Source organism: Vibrio hepatarius, assembly GCF_001274785.1.
Taxonomy (GTDB): Bacteria; Pseudomonadota; Gammaproteobacteria; order Enterobacterales; family Vibrionaceae; genus Vibrio; species Vibrio hepatarius.
The window spans coordinates 161,047-180,498 of the sequence record NZ_LHPI01000025.1; the positions used below are offsets into that span (position 1 = coordinate 161,047).

Annotated in this window: 16 protein-coding genes, 1 tRNA gene and 2 pseudogenes; 14 read left to right on the plus strand and 5 right to left on the minus strand. The window is 41.9% G+C overall.

Features of this window, described 5'->3' with window-relative positions; genetic code table 11:
* Positions 1-137 precede the first annotated feature (137 nt).
* From AKJ31_RS20215 to AKJ31_RS23640, 3 genes and pseudogenes are all read left to right on the plus strand, one after another.
* The gene (locus tag AKJ31_RS20215) at positions 138-587 is read left to right on the plus strand and encodes an L-alanine exporter AlaE (protein WP_053410837.1); all 450 of its coding nucleotides are present in this window, start codon (positions 138-140) and stop codon (positions 585-587) included.
* 145 nt (positions 588-732) lie between these two features.
* Positions 733-820 (plus strand) — tRNA-Ser (locus AKJ31_RS20220).
* Positions 821-1,132: 312 nt separating this feature from the next.
* Positions 1,133-1,255 (plus strand): annotated as a pseudogene (locus AKJ31_RS23640) (Arm DNA-binding domain-containing protein); the annotation flags it as partial.
* Here the strand turns inward: AKJ31_RS23640 and AKJ31_RS23470 are convergent.
* From AKJ31_RS23470 to radC, 3 genes and pseudogenes are all read right to left on the minus strand, one after another.
* Positions 1,251-1,493 (minus strand): annotated as a pseudogene (locus AKJ31_RS23470) (DUF2787 family protein); the annotation flags it as partial. The pseudogenes AKJ31_RS23640 and AKJ31_RS23470 overlap by 5 nt on opposite strands.
* 46 nt (positions 1,494-1,539) lie before the next feature.
* Positions 1,540-1,968, minus strand: a complete 429-nt coding sequence (locus AKJ31_RS20230; protein ID WP_053410838.1) for a DUF2787 family protein — start codon at positions 1,966-1,968, stop codon at positions 1,540-1,542.
* Entirely contained in the window at positions 1,965-2,441 is a 477-nt protein-coding gene (radC, locus tag AKJ31_RS20235) for a RadC family protein (protein WP_053410839.1), read from the minus strand. Before radC ends, AKJ31_RS20230 begins: the two co-directional genes overlap by 4 nt.
* Before the next feature lie 149 nt (positions 2,442-2,590).
* On the opposite strand from radC, the gene AKJ31_RS20240 reads away from it, so the two are divergent.
* Positions 2,591-2,767, plus strand: a complete 177-nt coding sequence (locus tag AKJ31_RS20240; RefSeq protein ID WP_029834119.1) for an AlpA family transcriptional regulator — start codon at positions 2,591-2,593, stop codon at positions 2,765-2,767.
* 300 nt (positions 2,768-3,067) lie between these two features.
* Complete coding sequence (locus AKJ31_RS20245) at positions 3,068-4,645, plus strand: hypothetical protein (RefSeq protein ID WP_053410840.1); 1,578 nt, start codon at positions 3,068-3,070, stop codon at positions 4,643-4,645.
* Positions 4,646-4,725: 80 nt separating this feature from the next.
* Here AKJ31_RS20245 and AKJ31_RS20250 read toward each other — a convergent pair whose 3' ends face one another.
* Positions 4,726-5,586 (minus strand): helix-turn-helix transcriptional regulator, encoded by an 861-nt coding sequence (locus tag AKJ31_RS20250; RefSeq protein ID WP_053410841.1) that lies wholly within the window; start codon positions 5,584-5,586, stop codon positions 4,726-4,728.
* Between the two features lie 116 nt (positions 5,587-5,702).
* Here AKJ31_RS20250 and AKJ31_RS20255 point away from each other — a divergent pair, with 116 nt between their 5' ends.
* The 6 genes from AKJ31_RS20255 to AKJ31_RS20280 all read left to right on the plus strand — a co-directional run bounded on the left by AKJ31_RS20255 (position 5,703) and on the right by AKJ31_RS20280 (position 14,586).
* A complete protein-coding gene (locus tag AKJ31_RS20255) occupies positions 5,703-7,295 on the plus strand; it encodes a competence protein CoiA family protein (protein WP_053410865.1) in 1,593 nt (530 codons plus the stop codon).
* Between the two features lie 102 nt (positions 7,296-7,397).
* Positions 7,398-8,237 (plus strand): HNH endonuclease, encoded by an 840-nt coding sequence (locus AKJ31_RS20260; RefSeq protein WP_053410842.1) that lies wholly within the window; start codon positions 7,398-7,400, stop codon positions 8,235-8,237.
* The gene (locus AKJ31_RS20265; RefSeq protein ID WP_053410843.1) at positions 8,234-8,635 is read left to right on the plus strand and encodes a (deoxy)nucleoside triphosphate pyrophosphohydrolase; all 402 of its coding nucleotides are present in this window, start codon (positions 8,234-8,236) and stop codon (positions 8,633-8,635) included. The genes AKJ31_RS20260 and AKJ31_RS20265 overlap by 4 nt, the downstream gene beginning before the upstream one ends.
* A 12-nt stretch (positions 8,636-8,647) precedes the next feature.
* A complete protein-coding gene (locus AKJ31_RS20270; protein WP_053410844.1) occupies positions 8,648-10,549 on the plus strand; it encodes a DNA/RNA helicase domain-containing protein in 1,902 nt (633 codons plus the stop codon).
* Between the two features lie 327 nt (positions 10,550-10,876).
* A complete protein-coding gene (locus AKJ31_RS20275) occupies positions 10,877-12,607 on the plus strand; it encodes an AAA domain-containing protein (RefSeq protein ID WP_053410845.1) in 1,731 nt (576 codons plus the stop codon).
* Between the two features lie 8 nt (positions 12,608-12,615).
* Entirely contained in the window at positions 12,616-14,586 is a 1,971-nt protein-coding gene (locus AKJ31_RS20280) for a UvrD-helicase domain-containing protein (protein WP_053410846.1), read from the plus strand.
* A gap of 117 nt (positions 14,587-14,703) precedes the next feature.
* Here AKJ31_RS20280 and AKJ31_RS20285 read toward each other — a convergent pair whose 3' ends face one another.
* Positions 14,704-15,165 carry a lecithin retinol acyltransferase family protein gene (locus AKJ31_RS20285; protein ID WP_053410847.1) on the minus strand — a complete coding sequence of 154 codons (462 nt, stop codon included), beginning with the start codon at positions 15,163-15,165 and terminating at the stop codon, positions 14,704-14,706.
* A 131-nt stretch (positions 15,166-15,296) separates the two neighbouring features.
* Here AKJ31_RS20285 and AKJ31_RS20290 point away from each other — a divergent pair, with 131 nt between their 5' ends.
* The 3 genes from AKJ31_RS20290 to AKJ31_RS20300 all read left to right on the plus strand — a co-directional run bounded on the left by AKJ31_RS20290 (position 15,297) and on the right by AKJ31_RS20300 (position 19,443).
* Positions 15,297-15,686 carry a helix-turn-helix domain-containing protein gene (locus AKJ31_RS20290; protein ID WP_053410848.1) on the plus strand — a complete coding sequence of 130 codons (390 nt, stop codon included), beginning with the start codon at positions 15,297-15,299 and terminating at the stop codon, positions 15,684-15,686.
* A gap of 79 nt (positions 15,687-15,765) precedes the next feature.
* Positions 15,766-16,671 carry a restriction endonuclease gene (locus AKJ31_RS20295; protein WP_072161410.1) on the plus strand — a complete coding sequence of 302 codons (906 nt, stop codon included), beginning with the start codon at positions 15,766-15,768 and terminating at the stop codon, positions 16,669-16,671.
* Positions 16,672-16,677: 6 nt separating this feature from the next.
* Positions 16,678-19,443: a type I restriction endonuclease subunit R gene (locus AKJ31_RS20300; protein WP_053410850.1), complete on the plus strand. Its 2,766-nt coding sequence runs from the start codon at positions 16,678-16,680 to the stop codon at positions 19,441-19,443.
* The last annotated feature ends 9 nt before the right edge of the window (positions 19,444-19,452 follow it).

Here is a 19,452-nt window from a genome sequence, read left to right on the forward strand (position 1 = left end):
TCAATAACTCATTAAAAATACGAGATCAAAAACTACAAGACTAATGCTCTAATAGCGATATGAACTGCTATGTGGTTCTTTGTTTGGTGTATTGTTTTGGTTGTGTTTTTTTTTGTAGTATTTTGTTAGGTGAGTTAATGAAATCTCGTGGTCCATTTTGCATTCGCAACGCCGCAGCCGATACATTTGCAATGGTAATCTTTTGCTTTGTATCCGGTATGATCATTGAAATCTTTGTCTCTGGGATGACGTTTGAGCAATCACTTGCTTCGCGAACGCTATCTATTCCGGTGAACATAGCGATAGCTTGGCCTTACGGCGTGTTTAGAGATTTCATGCTCCGTCAAGGCGCAAAACTCTCGCCGAGTGGCGTGATGAAAAACTTCTCCGATTTGGTTGCCTACGTGCTGTTTCAATCACCGGTATACGCGGCCATTTTGTTTACCGTTGGTGCATCAACCGATCAAATCGTCACTGCTGTTGCAACCAATGCCGTGATCTCTTGTGGGATGGGGGTTCTCTACGGTTACTTTCTTGATCTTTGCCGCAAGCTGTTTCGCGTACCGGGCTACTACCACCAAATCTAATACGCTCGAAACACGATCGAATTAGCTAGATAGTAACCAAACGAAATTAACTCGCCGTTTTTTTAAGGATTTAGGCTTGACCTAACCCAGCAGAATCATTAAATTAGCGCCTCGTTGGTTAAACATACCAACCACAATCTGATTCGGTGAGTTGTCCGAGTGGCTGAAGGAGCACGCCTGGAAAGTGTGTATACGGCAACGTATCGAGAGTTCGAATCTCTCACTCACCGCCACATTCAAGTTTAAAGACGTCTCAGGACGTCTTTTTTCTTATTTGAAGTTTCTTAAAATCAATAAGTTATGATTCCGTAGCGTTCCATAATGTTCCGTAAAAGCCTTTGTTTTTCGTAATACCTAAAGTAATACCCAGTCTCTATATCTGATGCTAGTATTACTTTTGAACACTTATTCAGGTATTACTTTGTTGTCATAATCTCCACCAGCTTAGCCTGTAACTTAATGAAAGTTAGCGAGTTATAAGTCATAATTAATACCTGAATCTTTCAGTGTTTATACTCAGAGCAGGTATTACTTGAGGGATCAAAATGGCGAATAAGTTAACGGCAAGGCAAGTCCAAACGGCAAAGCCCAAAGATAAGCTCTATCGCTTATCTGATGGCGGCAATCTCTACTTCTGTGTGCGTACAAGCAATTCACATTCTTGGCAGAATCTGTAGTGTACTCAATATTCCATCGACCATCACTTGATTGAGCAATAGCAATTTCAACAGGATGAAAACCTCCCGCTTCAGCGCTGTATGAACTATCACGAAGGTTAAATAAAAGATAAGTGCTGGTGGCAATATGCTCCTCTTCAGCGAGCTTCTCGATAAGACTTTTACTCAGAAGGGAATGGAGTGATTTTGAAACAGGCAAGCTTGAAGCATTAAACAAAATATCAGACATGGTGATGCCTCCTACAAAGGTAAGATTAAAGTGAACAGAAAAGGGTTTAACTGATTTGGCTTAACTGGATATCGCTGAATGCTCGGCGATTTATGTGTCGCTCTAGTGCTGTGCACCAGGTGTTGAAAAGATCTAAAACAGCAGGCTGTGAGAGATCAACAGTGCCAGCATCGGGCTGATAGCACCAATGGTTACGTAAGTGAAAGTACAGCTCGACATCAAGGGATTGGGCATTATCGCTTTGATAAGAAAAACTGGCGATAAACGCCAAGGACCAAGGTGCTCGATCTTTGTCTCTGCTTAATTGTATTTCGACAGGATGTAGTCCCACTCTAGATTGATAGTATGTCGGATCTCTAAAGTTGAATACTAGGCGCCTTGCATCATCAGGAACCTTGAAACGCGTCAAAAGGTTATCCATCGTTTCACAAAAACTGATTGGCAGCCGGATACCTCTGTAATCATCAATTATCATAGCAACCCCCTCTCAGCAAATGAGACGCAACTGTCTCCCACAACGAAATGGTCAAGCACTCGAATGTCCACCAACGAGAGCGCTTCTTTTAAACGTCCAGTGATCCGTTTGTCCGATTGTGATGGTTCAGGATCGCCGGAAGGATGGTTATGGGCGAAGATCACCGCAGCGGCGTTAACGTGCAGCGCTTCTTTTACTACTTCGCGAGGATAAACGCTTGCGGAATCAACCGTGCCACGAAACAGCTCTTTAAACTCAATCAAGCCGTGCTGATTATCTAAGAACATGACCGCGAAAACTTCATGTTCATACCCTGCCAATTTAAAGCGTAAGTAATCTGAGGTTGCCGCGGGACTTGAAAACGCATCACCACGAACATAACGATCTTTGAGTATTTCAGCGGCTTCTTCGAGCACTCGGTGTTCATATTCTTTTTGAGGTAACAAACTACCGTAACGGGGAAAATGGGACATATTCAGGTTTCCTGTATCAGTCATGGAATGGATTCACAGAGATGACATATACCTGAAGAATTTTTGATTAGACGTACTCTACGCCGATGCCATTTTTTTTTACCGAACCTGCTTATCCCATGAGGACCACAGCCATAGGAGGACGTCCCATGAGATTTCTAAAACTAAAAGAAGTAATGGAAAAAACAGCATTAAGCCGTTCAGCGATTTACCGAAAAATGAATGATGGTGAGTTTCCAAAATCCATCAGTTTAGGTGATAGGGCCGTGGCCTGGGTGGAAGGTGAGGTAGATGAGTGGATGGAGGAGTGCTTGATGGGGCGTTAATTGGCTACTTACCGCCAGATAATATTGTTACTTGAAGAACACGTCGCTAAAAAGCAGGTATTTGAATTATGTCCTAGAGGATAGTCTTTGAGATGTACTGCAATTGTGCAGTTCTAATCAAAGGAGATACATTATGACAAAAAGCAAAGGTAGTCGCGCTCCATCGAGTCATCCTGGCCCGGGAGGGAATTGGCCTTCGACAACTGGAAATAAATCTGGTGGTAATCGCGGTGTTGCACCAAGCAAAAAGTAATGCTCTATGGGTCAGTAACATGGCCCTTTACGAATGAGGAATGAATAATGAAACCAAGCTTCCCCTCTATAGGTGAGGTAGTGAAAGCTATACTTGACTGTTCCGGGATAATTGTTGGTGGCCTAGAGGATGAGAGCGGTGGTAACAGGAAAAGCCAGCAGAAAATGTTATCCAGGTTGGCTAGAGAAGAAGGTGATCTAAATGGTAATCTCAACGCTATTTTTGAGTTAGTGCGAGAGTATTTAAAGCTATATCTTACTGAGCCCAAAGTCATCGATACCATAATGCTCTGTTTTGAGGAACTGGTTGGAGAGTATCGGCGAGTTCAAGCAACAGAGGGAACGTATCTAAGTAAAAAGGACACGATTAGATGGCTTATTAAAGCCAGATTTATAGATATTTTTGTATATTCATTCCATCGAAATAGTCATTTTTATAACGTATCTTCTTTAAGTTTGAACTTGCCAAGTGGGGCATGGTGGTTACCAAGTTCAAATGAGAGCCCCCTCACTAAAGCATGGAATTGGATTTATCGTAGATTTGACTGCTCTCAAACGAAATTTCATGATCCTAGCTTATCTTTTGCTGAGGAGGCAAAGTTACCTCCCAAGCTTCACTCACATAGACGGAAGCAAAATTTAGAAAACGTACAACGCTGGACGTCTAGTAAAGCGTTACCCAGTTTATCAAGTCTGATCACAAACCTAGAGCAATCTATAGAGATGCACAGATTAGTGTCTGGTATACATGTTTCGAAGGTGGAACGAGAGTCATATCTGTTGGTCTTGATGATCGCACGGTTATCAACAGCGGCTTTCGGGCGGATTAATGACGCGTACGGTATCGAATTTTCAAAAACTCTATCAAAACACTTTTATGGGCAAGACCGTCGCCTTAGAGAAGAGCTAAGTTATTTCGTCAAGAACGTGCAAAAGCAGATCATTGATGAAAATATCATTGAACCAGATAGTAAAGACTGGGTGTGGAAAATTGAGACGGACTCTTTTTGGCGTTGTCGAGCTTCATGGGTTGAGAGTGGTATTGCCGAACTTAAGTCAATGCATCGACGATATGGTCAACAATTTAATACGACTGAATGGATAAGGGCATCATGCAATAAAATAACTACTTTTGTAACTTTCTCGGAAATACAGGCTACAAAAGAGACAAACAAAAATGTACCTCCGAATAGTTTTTTTGAAATGATGGAAGCAGGGTTCAAGCTTAAAAAGCGAATTAATTCGAAAAAAAACATAGCCGTTTACGCGACTAAGATAAGTGATATGGGTTTAGCCCCTTACTTGGATTGGCTTGTTGATTGGTGTTATGCAACGTGGCATTACAGACTCGAACAAGACGATTTAGCTTATCCATACTACAAATCTGCTTATGAAAGAGCGAGATATTCAGTGGGTCAGTCTCATTATGCGTTGGTAAATCAATATATTGAGAGTTGTGCAAAAAACGGTAAACGGAGAGAATTTAACAAAGTGGTTGCTTGGGCATATTACTTGGGTCTAAAGGTTCGATGGATTCGAGATGACTATTATACGGATCAGAAAAATGCTATTGAGTTCGGGTACCAAATGTTTTCTAGAACTAATGCAAGATATGCGATTATTTGACACAGTGCTGCCATTGCGGCAGCACTGTATGCTTTTTGTAGTCAACACTTCAGTTGATTGAAGCCTAAAGTAAAAAACCTTCAGAAAACCAAATACTGCTTCAGTTCCTCAAAGTTCCCCACGATAATCTGCTGACCTTTAGGATTCGAATCTAATACATTAATATCGATATTATAGGCATCGAGAACATAGCGAACCAACGCAGCATTGGTTGGTATTGTTAGGGAGCCTTCTTCCATACCGTAATCATGGGCTAAGACATTGGCTTGAGCTTCCGTAAGTCGTGGGTCAGGCATTAAATCAACTGTTAGGGGAGTATTCCACAACACGTCATGCTCTCTTCCTTTTACTCTTTTGGCCTCAAGCATTGGAATACCGCGTATTCGACTAAGCACAAAATCTCGATATCCTTTTGAATGTTCACAATAAGCCCGAACATGCCAGCGTAGAGGTGTGCAAACGAGAGTATGTGGAGAGATAATCCGTTCAACTTCAATACCGTCTTTGAGGGATGTGTAGCTTATGTCGACACGTTTTTTCTCTCTAATAGCTTGAACTAAAGGACGCAAGACTTGTGGTGATATATTGCGAGTCACAGGGCGGATCATTGAAACATTCTCAAACCCCATATCGAGTTCTTTAAATGTGATAGTCATATCTTCACTTCTTGAAAGAATGTGCAAATATTCATCAGCATGACCTTTTGTTACTTGTGGGATAAAGCTAACACTAGGCTTGTAGCCTTTCAGTTGTTTATCATAAACAAGGTTTCCTGGAGCGATATCGGCTAGATAGGTGTTGATGTCTTTCGATGCTTGCTGTCTGCCAATACCAAAGCTCTTAATCAGATGATTGGTTGTTAACCGTCCTTCCCACAGTGCGATGACTTCTATCATTCTGTAGCGGAACAGTAGATCCCAACGTATTGGCCATTTGCTCATCATCTAACTCCTGTCTATTTATGCGACGTGTGTATGTAATCAGTATTTACCTGTCGTTATTAGCGTCATATTATTTTAGGGTCGGTTTTAGGTCAAGGATCATCCCGGAGATGTCTATGAGTGAAATTCATATCACGCGTGCAGTGTATAAAGATACAAATGAACTGGTATCTATAGATGTTGTTGAAAGTGGGCTTCAAGATAATGTTGTGTGTGCATGCTGTGGAGCTAAGCTTATTGCGAATAAAGGAAAGAAGAAGGCTTGGCATTTCTCTCACTATGTTGATGAATCCTGCGCACTGGCATATGAGACTCAATTACATCTTACAGCAAAAGAGTATTTTACTAGAGTAGGGGTAATACCGGTTCCTATGGATGCCGGTTGGGTAACGCCTGACAGCTGCTCCGAGCTGAAAATTTCCGGTGTGCAAGTCGAAGTCTATATGGATGGTCGTCGACCAGACTTAGTTGTTGAAGTTGGAAGTGAACAATATTGGATTGAAATAGCTAACAAACATAGATGTGGCGGAGACAAGATTTGGGAATGCCGAGCTAACAACAAAAATGTAATTGAAATTGATGTTTCAGATTGTGGTCATTTAGATCAGTTCAATTCGTTAGATAACTGCGTGATTAAGTTTCAATCGATAAACATTTGTAATGATTATCTTGATGAGATTGCGAGCAGAACAGCTAGTAAGCATGAAACGGTGAGAAGACAATTTGAAGCATTGATGCGTTCTCAAAAACAGCTAGAGAAGGAATCTGACGAGCAGAAAAAAGACGAAAAAGCATTAGAAGAACGTGTTAAGGCTCAACAGCAAAAGTATGAAGAACGATTAGAGAAGATGAGAGTACGAGAAAGTGCTCAAGATGAAATATTAGCCGAATTAGAACAAGCGGTGGGAGCTATTGAAGCTAGAAAATTGAATCTGGAAAATGAGATCAATGAACTCATTCAAAATAAGCTAGTCCAGTTGGATGAACAAAACACAATCAAGTTAAGAGATCTCCAGAGGGAGTTGGAATCAGACTGGCAGCGTGAGTTAGTCAATAGGCGAGATAAACTAGAGCATACTTTAGCTGATGAATTTCAACGAAGATTTCAGGAACAATTAGATGTAATGAATCGCAGGCAAGTAGAACATCAAAAACTCTGTGATGAGTTAAAGGTTTTCGAGCATGATAAAGACTTCTTGAATGATGAAATAGAATCTTTATTAGCTCGTAAGCAACAGCTCCAAGATCAGCAAGCTAAGCAAATAGAAGAGGAACTTAAGCCTTTAGCTGAACAAAGAGACACTTTATACAAAGAAGTAGATCAATTGACCTCTATCGTTAAAGAAAAGCTTGTTGAGTTAGATCTTGTTGATACGTACGCAGGAAACATTGCTGAAGTTAAGGAGTTCTGCCTCGCCCGTTCTGATTATAGAGAAACACTTAATCAACGAATGCAAGACCTTAAGTCTATTAAAGACCAATGCCAGTCGCTCAGAACGGAATATGAAAAAAAATCTGAGCAGTTGGATATTATGGTCAAACTTTCAAATGATTTTGCGCAAGCCTTTAAGAGTAGTTTTGATTTGCTAAAGAGAAAAGAGCTTATGGAGATGCTGCCAGATGTTTTGGTTAAGAGAGTTAGTAAAAATGTTCTCTTGCTACCAAGAAATGCCAAAGAAGAATTGGACGATTACGAACGATTGAATTAACCGTGTATTTATAATATTAGTGCTACAAGTTTTAGATATAGCAGTCAACAGGATTAATTCTACGCAATTGAGAATAAATTACGGACAAAAGAGAGTCAGTATATGATGTCCAAAATATCGCTTCTTACATCGGGCGCCAAATTAAACAACACAGAGTTATGTGAAGTCTTCGGTTGCAGTCCACAAGGTGGGATGCGCCGCTCACATAAAACCAATACATTGATCATTGTATCGAACCACATCAAGTCTATTTATGATGATCGGTGGGTTGATGACGTTCTCCACTATACAGGCATGGGCTCTAAAGGCGATCAAAGCCTAACGTTTCAGCAGAATAAAACGCTAGCTGAATCGAGAACCAATGGCGTCGCTGTACATTTATTTGAGGTGTTTACGGACCAAGAATACACCTATATTGGCGAAGTCGCTCTCGACGGTGAACCGTACTCGGAAACGCAAGATGATGAACAAGGTAATCCAAGAAAGGCATATATCTTCCCTCTAAAGCTTGTAACGGGTGAGCGCCAGGTTAGAAAAGAAGATCGTGAGAACGTAGAGAGCGTCCGAGTTCGTAAGGCTAAAAAATTGACTCTTGAAGAGCTTCAGTCTTTAGCCGCTAAAGGTGGAAAAACCGCTACACGGTACCAACAACAATCCACCAGCTATGAGCGAAATATTTGGGTAGCAGAACTGGCTAAACGCCTTGCTAAAGGTCAGTGCCAACTTTGTCTACAACCGGCGCCATTTAAAAATGCGAAAGGCGAGCCATATCTCGAGACTCACCATATTGTTTGGCTCGCCAAAGGTGGAGACGATACGGCTGAAAATACAGTCGCATTATGCCCCAATTGCCACAAGAAAATGCATATCGTAGATGACGCAAAGGATGTTGAGGTTTTAAAATCTCGTAGCAATAAATTGTTAGAAGAGCTAAATCAATGAGTAAGAAACGCATTGAAGTCGTTGCGGCTGTACTGAAAAATGAAGGCGAATTCCTAGCCGTACAGAGAGCGCCATCAAAGCTAGATTATGTTAGCGAGAAATGGGAGTTCCCAGGAGGTAAAGTAGAAGCAGGCGAAACGCTTGTTGCAGCTATTACCAGGGAGCTAGATGAAGAGTTAAGAATTGCCGTTACTGAACCAAAGTTTTTGTTGATGGTTGAGCATAGCTACCCTGATTTTGATATCACCATGCATTGTTTTGTTATTGAGGTACCAACGCGCGAACTTGAGCTTACAGAGCATATTGACTCTCGTTGGTTATCCAAAGACCAACTTTGGGATGTTGATTGGGCTGCGGCTGATATACCGGCCGTTGAAAAGCTCCAGTCTACGTTCTAAAGGATAACGAAAATGGACCTAAAAGCAGGCTGGGATGGGACTTGGCAAGACTTTCTTTCTACAGACAAAGCTAGTTTTCTAGAGTCGTTAGTATCTTTCCATCGTAGTTTGAGTTGGACGCAAGATCTCGATCCTGCGCAACGCTACGCTTGGGAAACTGAATACGATGTAATGACGGCTACCCTTCATCACGTCGTCAATGACGCGAAGGTGGAACCAGAGAAGTGCTGGATAGCCTTTGAACAAGAATTGATTGGTGAAGGCGGAAAACGAGCGGCGGATGTTAACCTAGTTACTCCAGCTGGCGAATTGTTTGTAGTCGAGTTCAAACATAAGCAAGAAGCCTCTGAATACGAAATTCTTCGAGCAAACTCTGATTTGCAAACAATGCGACGCTATCACAGTGAGTCTATCGACCTAGTCGGTCATGGCTTTGTTGTTCTCACCAAACCTGGTGCTAAGCCGTTCCAACACCCAAACGTTGTGTGTGACATCGCAGACGAAGGTCTGGTTCCCCAGTTAGCGTCACAGCTTATAACGTCATTAAGTAAACCTGGTTACTATGATGTACTCCAATGGGCAAAAGGGGAGTTTTATCGCCAGCCAAGCATATTGCATGGCACTGCTCAGGTCTTTTTCGACGCTAAAATACCTACGCTAAAAACCTCGGCCGGTGAAAATATTGACCAGGCACGTACGGCACTGTTAAAGCTTTATCAGCATGCTAGGGATAAGCAACAAAGATATGTTGTTGTCGTTCATGGGCGCCCTGGTGCAGGAAAGACTCTACTGGGCATTAGTTCTGTTGCTGAAATTGCACGTAGTGAGAGCGCAAAGCAGAGCGAACCTATTTTTCTTTCTGGCAATGGACCTCTCGTTCAGGTGCTACAACATACGTTAGATTATAGTGGTAAGCAGTCAGTTGGCCGGACAGGAGATAAGGTCATTGATGGTCGAGTGATGATCCAAGATCTGCTCCCGTTCAAGAAGGATCTGAAGCGCTCACTAAAATCACGCAGAGAGACTTTTGTCGTATTTGATGAAGCACAGCGAGCGTGGGACAAAGCAAGCCCTAGAGAATCACAATCACCGTCTGAGTTAATGTTGTTTTGTAACTGGCTTGCTTGTCAACCGTTTGGAGTGTTGGTGCTTTTGGTGGGAGATGGTCAAGCGATCCATCGCAATGAGATGCAGTTAGATCAGATGCTAGTAGACCTAGATGCAGCAATAAGAGCGCAAAACGGCAAAGTCATCCCTATTATGCCATCGCTGCACGCCGGTAAAATGCAACTCGTTACGCCAATTAAGAAAGACGTGTATAACCTTAAAACGCCCATTAGGCAGGCCTATACAGAGAGTTTAGACAAGTGGATTGAAGCGGTTCTATCTAACAATTCTGACCAAGCTCAAAAAGTCGCTTTGGATATTCAGGCTTACTACCCATTGCGACTGACTCAAAACCAGCAAACTGCTGAAACTTATGCTCTGGGTGTACAACAAACTATGCACGAAGGAAACAAGCTTCAAGACGCCTTTAGAACAGGCTGGTTGATGTCCAGCCAAGGTGGCAAGTTTATTGAGGAAGTCCAGAAAGACAAATACAAACCAGGTAAACATATTGGCCCTTGGTACGTTGAGCCACCAAGTTCTGAAAATTCATGTTGTCAATTTGAAGCGGCTTGTACTGAGTTTAGTTGTCAAGGTTTAGAACTATCACTTGCTCTGTTTAACTGGGGGCAGGATATGGTCTATCGCAACGGAAAGCTGGTGGTTGAAGACCGGCGCCAGTACGAACATTACACAGAGGGTAGTTATAGAGTATTGCTCAGTCGTGGGCGTAGTGGTTTGGTCGTAAAGTGTGATGACCAAGAAACGTTCGAATACTTGAAACAATGTGGTATGCAAGTTATGTGATTTTTATCGCGCGTTGTTTGGGTGTTCGTTTAGGCTTACAAACAAGTTAAGGAGTGGGAGTAAATGCAGGAGGATCAATGCTTATGGCGCTGTCAAGTTGAACGGTAGGTCCTTAGAGTTAGATAGTAGCTGCCTTAGGTATATTTCTAAAATCAGGTTAGACCTTCGATGACTTGTTTAAACCTGTTTCACATAACACTTTCGTACTACTCTGTTTGACGTTATAAAAGCTCCGTATGTAATGTTGTTCTTAACCTGTTGTTGCTATTGATTTTATTTTGCCTTTCGGATGAAAGGTTTGGTTTAAATCACTTTTGAGTTAAACAAATGGAATTACGAAGTGTTCTAACTGATTTGAGAAAGTTCGTTGAAGATGAACATAGAGCAAACTATGAAAAGCTGTATGAGGTCTGGGAGAAACCGCTCACCCAAAAACTTACAAAAGGTGAGTCTCAACAAATTCGTTATGTCCGAAAAGAAGGTCAGAATCACCTGCTTGTTACTTTGGGCCAAAACGAGTCGAGATTTCGTGAAGGGGACATGATATGTCTTCATTTGGGCGAGCCAAGCAAAAAGAGGCATGTACAGCAAGGTACTATCGAAGCAGAAAATGAAGATGAGTGGTTGGTTCGAGTTCATCAAATAGATGATGAGAAGCTTCAGGAGATTATTTCTGGTTGTTATGCTGATCCAGACACAATGGATCTAAAACCATTTTATGATAAAGCATTGGATGAAATAGCCGAGTCTAAGCAAGGTAGAGAAATAGTACTACCGTTGCTGGCAGATAAGTTGGATACAGGTTTTATTTTTGAAGATGATTACGATGAAGCCGCGGACTTTGCCGAAGAGTATGGTTTAAATGAGCACCAAGCGGATGCTGTAGGTAAAGCTGTTTCCGCTAAGTACCTAGCTTGTATACAAGGACCTCCCGGAACCGGAAAAACGAAAGTAATCAGTCTGATTGCAAAGTTATTGGTAGAGCAAGGTCAACGAGTATTTATGACGTCACATACTCACATGGCAATAAACAATGCGCTTAATAAGATCGCTGGTGAAAACGTTCCAGTGATCAAAGTTGGAGCAAGAGGTTGTACTAAGGGCCTTGATAAAAGTGTTAAGCACTTTGAATATGGCGATGATTGGGAGAACAAACCGGATTCTGGGTACGTAATTGGAGCCACTCCTTTTGCAACGTGTAGTGCAAGGTTAGAGCAATATGACTTCGATACAGTCATTTTCGATGAAGCAAGTCAAATCACTCTTCCATTAGCAATTATGGCAATGAGAAAGGCGAAACGATTTATATTTGTTGGTGACCACAAGCAATTACCTCCAGTAGTACTTTCGGCATCTGTTCTTGATGACTGCTCCATCTTTTCTCGGATGATATCTGGTAACCCTGATGTTTCAGTGATGCTCAGCCAAACATACCGTATGTGTCACGCTCTATCTAACTGGCCTAGTCAAATTTATTATTCTGGTCGTTTAGTCTCAGCCGGTCCCAATGCTACACGCACTTTCAACCTGCCTAACCAGCCTCACAAGTATGCCGAAGTCTTATCTACTGAATCCCCCTTTGTGTTTATTAAGTCTCCTGCAACAAATGCACGAAATGTTAATAGGCTTGAAGCTGAACTTGTAGTTGATCTTATTGAAACTGCAATTGAATCAGGGTTGAGTGCTGGTGAGATAGGTGTAGTAACCCCTTTTAGGAGCCACGCTAAAGCTTTGAAATCTCGTCTAGCAGATAGGAAAGGTATTTTTTCTTCGGAGACTATTGTTACTGATACAGTTGAAAGAATGCAGGGACAAGAAAGAGAAATGATCATTATTTCTCTTTGTTCTACAGATCCTCAGTATATAAGTGCTATCGCTGAGTTCTTTTTCCAAGCTGAACGTTTAAATGTAGCGATCACCCGTCCGCAAACAAAACTGATATTAGTTGGTCCTGAGATCTCCAATTCTTTTCTCCAAGAGTCAAATGACGAGAGCTTACTCAAAAGAGTTGAGGAATATCGTTCTTTGATTAACTCGGGGTATAAATATAATAAATAGGAAATGATATGGCACAGATGGAATCAATTACGGGCTTAGATCGTAAAGTTAGAAGGCATTTTAAAAAAGTTCTCAGTAGATTGTCAGACGAATTCATTGTCCGAGAACCATTACTGGATGAATCAAAAATAGCCCCAATCGTATTGGAAGGGCCTTGTAAAAGTTGGTTGATGATTGGTTGGCACGAAAAGCAGCCAAATGAAACTGAGCTTGCTAAATGGAGGTGCTTCAATTCAGATTTACTTTCTAAGGGATATCAACCAATCAAGTATCTTGCTGTAGTTGAAGAGGACTTGGGGCACAAAGCAACAAGCGAAGAGCAGGCTGATAGATTCATTCATATCCTCGACCAAAAGGGCTTTTACATAGACGGTGAGAAGAATATTGTTGACCTTTTGACAGAGTCTCCGCTTGAACAGTACTACTGGGTAAAAAAGACACTTTTTCCTGAGTCAGCAATCCATTCTCAATGTACGACCAGGAGGAGCGTTTCAAGAGTAGATAATACAGCTAGTCTGCAACAGTTTTTCTTAGATTATGATCAAGAATTGGCAACTCGTTTTGACATGCTTGAACAAGCTGATGTAAGCGAAGACAGTCAAGATGATTTCTCTGTAAGGCTCATTAATGGGGTTGCTGGTAGTGGGAAAACACTTATCTTGATAAATCGTGCTATAGCATTTTGTAAAAAGCACCCCGATAAAAAAGCACTACTTGTTATTCATAACAAACCGGTCACTTCAGATATAAAGCATAGATTTGAAGAGTGGTTAGGTGGAGCTCCTTCGAACCTGAAGATCGAGACATTTCATCAATTTGCCCTCAATCAACAGAAGAAAGTTTCTAAGAATTGGAGGCTCACCCCATTATTTGGCGACAAAGCTGTAGAGCCCCTTCGTGCCCAAATCTTTTGTGATACCAATGAGAGCTACACTCAGTTGAAGTTAACTGATGGGCAGATCTGGTCTGAATTAGAGTACATCAATGAATATCTAATAAAAGATGAAGATGATTATTTAGAGTATGAACGTCAAGGTCGGGGCTTTGCTCTTCAGAAGTCGCAGCGTTTGCATATTTGGAAACTCTACGAGATGGTAGTTCAGACAATGTCTAGTCCTAAAGGATATCTACCAAGTCTTTATGTTAAGGACTTAGCTTTACGCGAAGATTCCAATGGGTTGGAAAAGTTTGATCATATTTTGGTCGATGAGGCTCAGTTCTTTGCGCCTTCTTGGCTCCAGCTAGTTAAGATGTCGTTAATTTCAAACGGTGCAATATTTCTGTGTGCAGATCCTAACCAAGGCTTTCTAAAGAGCCGATTGAGCTGGAAAAGTGTTGGTTTCAATGTTCGAGGGCGAACAAAACGGCTCAATTATTCATATCGTACCACTTATGAAATTATGGTTGCTGCGAATGCATTGATCGAAGGTATTGAAGATGACGCTGATGATTTCGTAAAACCTGATTTAGAAAGAATGGAGAGAGGGGTAAAACCGCAGATAATCTATAGTCATACTCTTCAAGATGAAAAGATACGTTTTTTAAATGAGTTAAGTGAATGTTGTAGAACCGACGATATACCTCTTCAGCAAGTCATGGTGCTTTGCAGTGGTAGCTATAGTCCTTGGAGCCTTAAACGTGATATTGAGAACACTCTAGGTAAAGGAACTGTGGTTAACTGCAATGACTGGAAAGACATTAAAGATAATATTGGTGGGAAAATTCGTCTTATGAGTATCAACAGTTGTACAGGAATGGAATCAGGAGTGACATTCGTTCTTGGGGCTGGTGAGCTAATGAATCAAGCCAAAAATATTGATTTAGATGATGCTGAAAGAGAGCTTGCTCAAAAAGAATCCCTTAGAAAACTTTATGTATCAATGACTCGAGCCGGGCAACGACTGGCCTTATTTAGTACCGAGAAACTGCCTGAAGGGGTACATGAGTATGTAGAGCTTTCTGGTGCTTCATTGGATTGATTAGTAAGGCGGATTCAATCAGGTCTATTGGCCTGAACTCCCACTTATATAGATGGGCGCTGTTAAATGGTTAGGAAAGGAATGGGGCTCTATTCTATGCGTCCCACCCCTTTCTTTTTATACCACACAATCGTATTTACGAGCTGCATTGACAGTCATACACCCTATAAGGCCACCAGCTAATATGTACAGCAAAGAGTTCTTCGATTGGTAACAGTGAGCCAAAAGTAGACCTGCAACAGCACCCAGGCCCGCCCCTTGTAACTGCTCACTGGATGGCTTGCCGTGTAGCACTGTTGAGGCTAAATGCTCACAGTTATTGGCTAACACCCCATATTTTCTAGCTTTCTTGATCAATTGTTCTGCTTGGCTAAACAGTTCGTTTTTCTTGTCTTCATTTAAATGACTTAAAACGACTTTTACTGTTTTGCCATTTGCGTAATCTTCTAAGGCACAAATTTCTACATTGCCATCTGGAGAGTTGTGGAGTACTCGTCCCTTACCCAGGTAGATTCCGGCATGCTCTACCAGCAGCTTTGAACGATAAAGTAGATCACCAATACTAAGATTATTCTTCATAAATTTTCCTTACTGATTTAAAGTATGTGTATTCTCAATTTGCATTAAAATGCGTAAAACGTATATTGATGCATTTAACTTATACCTATGCACTTAATTGATCAAGTGTTATTTAGTTATTGGTGGTAAAAATGCAAGACAAAATGGTTTCTTACTCATCGATTCTGGGTGTGGTCGTCGCGAATAAACGCAAAGAACTAGGCATAGAGCAGAGCGTATTAGCTGAAAAAATGGGGCTCTCACAAGCTAGCTATAGTCGTTTGGAATCAGGAAAGTCAACGTTCTCTGTTGATCAGATGTTTGAATGTGCTAAAGCTCTTGGTATTGCTCCAGATGAACTTTTTAATTCGGTTGTGAATACAGTTAATAATCTCAAGGAAAGTGAACAAGTGTCTGTTCAAGCCCAACTCAGAGGTAACGCAACAAAAGCTAAGTCTGAAGGGGGGAGCAATGTAGGTACTTTCATAGCGGGAGCGGCCTTGGGAGCATTAATAGTTGGATTGGCTGGTAAGTCCAAATAAACGTAACGGATATCAATGTAACTGATTGTATATCTTGGTATATTGCCGAAGTTAAAAGTCAAAATGGTTAGGGTCTATAGTGCTCCCAAGTTATCAAGATTTAATGAAGCCAGTGTTAGAGGCTGCGAAGAATGAAGAAGTTAAGCTTAGCAACGTTGTAGATTTGCTAGCGGAGCAATTTAATCTGTCAGAAGACGAGAGAACTGAGCTGCTTCCTAGTGGCCGACAAGCGGCATTCACGAACCGAGTTGGGTGGGCTAAAACCTATCTAGCGAAAGCAGGGCTTTTGGACTCAACAAGGCGTGGTCATTTCGTTATAACAGACTTGGGGAAAGAAGCTCTAAACAGTGGCGAAGAGATCAATAACCAATACCTTAAACGTTTTGATGACTTCAATGCGTTCACTAAGCAGAAGAACGGTGATTCAGACCAAGGTGAAAAGACAACTGTGTCTGATAATGATGCGACGCCAGATGAAGTACTAAGAGCTGCTTACAAACAGATTAACGACGCGTTAGCCTCAGACATCTTGTCTCGAACACGTAAAGTGTCTCCAGCCTTCTTTGAACAACTGCTGATCGACCTACTACTAGCAATGGGTTATGGCGGAAGCTATGAGGGTATGGCCCATACGCTAGGAAAGAGTGGTGATAACGGTGTGGATGGAGTGATTAATCAAGACCCTCTGGGTGTTGATCAGGTTTACATCCAGGCCAAGCGTTATGCTGATGGCAACAATGTTGGTGCAGGTGAAATCAGGGACTTCTATGGTGCGCTTAATCTGAAGAAAGCACAGAAAGGCATTTATATCACTACATCTGATTTTACCTCATCAGCAACTCAGACAGCGAAAGGCCTAGGCATGCGCATCGTACTTATCAATGGTAAAGAGTTGGCAAAACTCATGCTGCGTTACAACATTGGTAGCCGAGATGAGCAGGTGTTGTATATCAAGCGTATCGATGAAGAGTTTTTTGAAGGGTAGCCCACGATGGATAAAGAGTTAACGCCAGAAGAGCAGGCGCGATTAATCATAGATCAAAAGCTGGTGGACGCAGGTTGGACTATCCAGGATAAGAAACGCCTCAATCTTTACGAAGGCCAGCAAGGCATCCACGGAATCGCCATTAGAGAGATGGATACGTCCACAGGTCCAGTGGATTACATGCTTTTCATTGATGGCAAAGCATGCGGCGTTATTGAGGCTAAGAAAGACGGAGTCTCTCTAGGCGGAGTCGCAGGGCAAAGCGAGCGTTATAGTTTATCGAAATCAGCATTCACACAGCGTTGGATGGATGAGTTACCGTTTACTTACGAAGCAACCAGTGAAGAAATTCGCTTTTGTGACTATCGAGATCCTAAAGCTCGTAGCCGAAATGTCTTCCATTTTCATAAGCCAGAGACATTGAAAAAGTGGCTAGAGGAAGAGAAAACACTTCGTGCGCGTATGCTAGATTTACCTGAACTCGACACGCAAGGTCTTCGTGATTGCCAAATCGATGCTATCAATGGGATAGAAGACTCACTGAAAAAGAACAAACCTCGGGCTCTGTTGCAAATGGCTACTGGTTCGGGGAAAACATTTACTGCCGTTACACAAATATTTCGTTTAGCAAAATACGCCAAGGCTAAGTGTGTTTTGTTTTTGGTCGATAGGGGCAACCTGGGTCGCCAAGCCAAGAAAGAATTTGAGCAGTACAATACTCCTCTTGATGGTCGAAAATTTACGTCTCACTACAATGTAAATATTTTGGGTACCACAGGCGTCGCGGATACAACGAAAGTGACTATCTCGACAATCCAACGGCTTTACTCACAGCTTTCTGGCTCAGAACTCGATGATGACGCGGATGAGTGTTCTGGATATGAAGTAGAAGCAGATAGCGACGCTAAACAACCTCGAACTGTAAACTATAACCCTGCAATACCGATTGAAACCTTTGATTTGATCATCATCGATGAATGTCATCGCTCAATATATAACCTATGGCGGCAAGTGATCGAGTATTTCGATGCATTTTTGATAGGGCTAACGGCGACACCAACTAAGAAAACCATCGGTTTCTTCAATCAAAACTTGGTCTCAGAATACACTCATGAAGATGCAGTCATAGATAAAGTTAACGTTGGTTATGACATCTACCGAATCAAAACCAAAAAGTCAGAGGAAGGGGACTTAATAGAAGCGGGGACCGCTGTACAGATCCGTGACAGATTGACTAAGAAAAAGCGTCAAGAAGTTTTAGATAAAGACGAGAGTTATAACAAAACTCAGCTAGATCGAAGCGTTATTGCGCCTAACCAGATAACAACCGTTATAACCGCTTTTAAGGATAGATGCTTACCTGATTGCTTTAGTGAACGTTCTTGGGTCCCTAAAACCCTGATCTTTGCTAAAGACGATGATCACGCAGACCGTATCGTGGATAAAGTCCGAGAAGTATTTGATGAAGATAATCATTTTTGTAAAAAGGTGACCTATCGGGTAGGTAAAAAGAAAGCCGAAGACACCATCGCAGAATTTCGTACAAGCCCAAGACTGCGTATTGCAGTTACTGTCGATATGATTGCGACAGGTACGGATATTAAGCCTCTTGAGTGCGTTATCTTCATGCGTGATGTTCGCAGCCAAGCCTACTATGAGCAGATGAAAGGGCGTGGTACTCGAGTGATTGATACCAGTTCTCTACACCTAGTTACGCCTGATGCAAAAGCAAAAACCAAATTTGTCTTAGTTGATGCAGTCGGAGTGACAGAGTCAGACAAAACGGAAAGCCAAGCGATGGAGAAGAAACCATCAGTGTCTACTGAAAAACTAATGGAGCAAATTGCTAGAGGTGACCGTGATGCCGATACACTGCGAAGTTTGGGTAACCGCTTAATCCGCTTAGATCTAAAATTAGACGACAAGCAACGTGCAGAACTGACTAAGTTTATGGGCAAACCACTCGCGCTTGTGGCGGGGGAGCTGATACACACAACTAATGAAGACTACCTTGAGCAACAAGCGATAGAAAAGTTTGGTACCGACGCACCGACGGTTGAACAACGAGATCAAGTCTATAAACCTTTAGCCGATGCTGCCGTTAAACCGTTTCACAACCCTGATGTGAGAGAGCTGGTTGAGAAGGTTAGGCGCAATACGAACCAAATCATTGATGAGAGTGCTGATGAACTGATCGATGCAGGCTTTGATGCTGAAAAAGCCGAGCACATTATCAAGAACTTTAAGCAGTTTATGGATGACAACAAAAATGAGCTCACCGCAATTGAGCTAATTTACAGCAAACCGTACCAACAACGACACTTGAGTTACGATCAGATTGAAGAACTTGCTGAAAACATCCAAGCGCCGCCTTATAATCTCGCCCCTATTGAAGTGTGGAAGGCGTATGAGCAGCTCGAAGCTGCAAAAGTAAAGGGTGTTCCACCTGCGACCTTGCTAACTAATATCGTAAGCCTAGTTAGTTATGCAACAGGCTTAAAAGATGTACTTGAACCATTTCCTGAGGTGGTCGAACGGCGTTTTAACGCGTGGTTAAGCCAGCAACAGCAAGCTGGTGTTGAGTTTGATGAAAGCCAGCTCGAATGGTTGGAAATGATTAAGCAGCAGATTGCCCAAAACGCAGAGATGATGATCGAAGACTTTGATTACGCCCCGTTTAATCAACAAGGTGGCGTGTTCAAAGCGAAACAGTTATTTGGTGACAAACTAGATAATGTAGTAAATGAATTAAATGGCTATTTAATAGCATAGGTATAACCA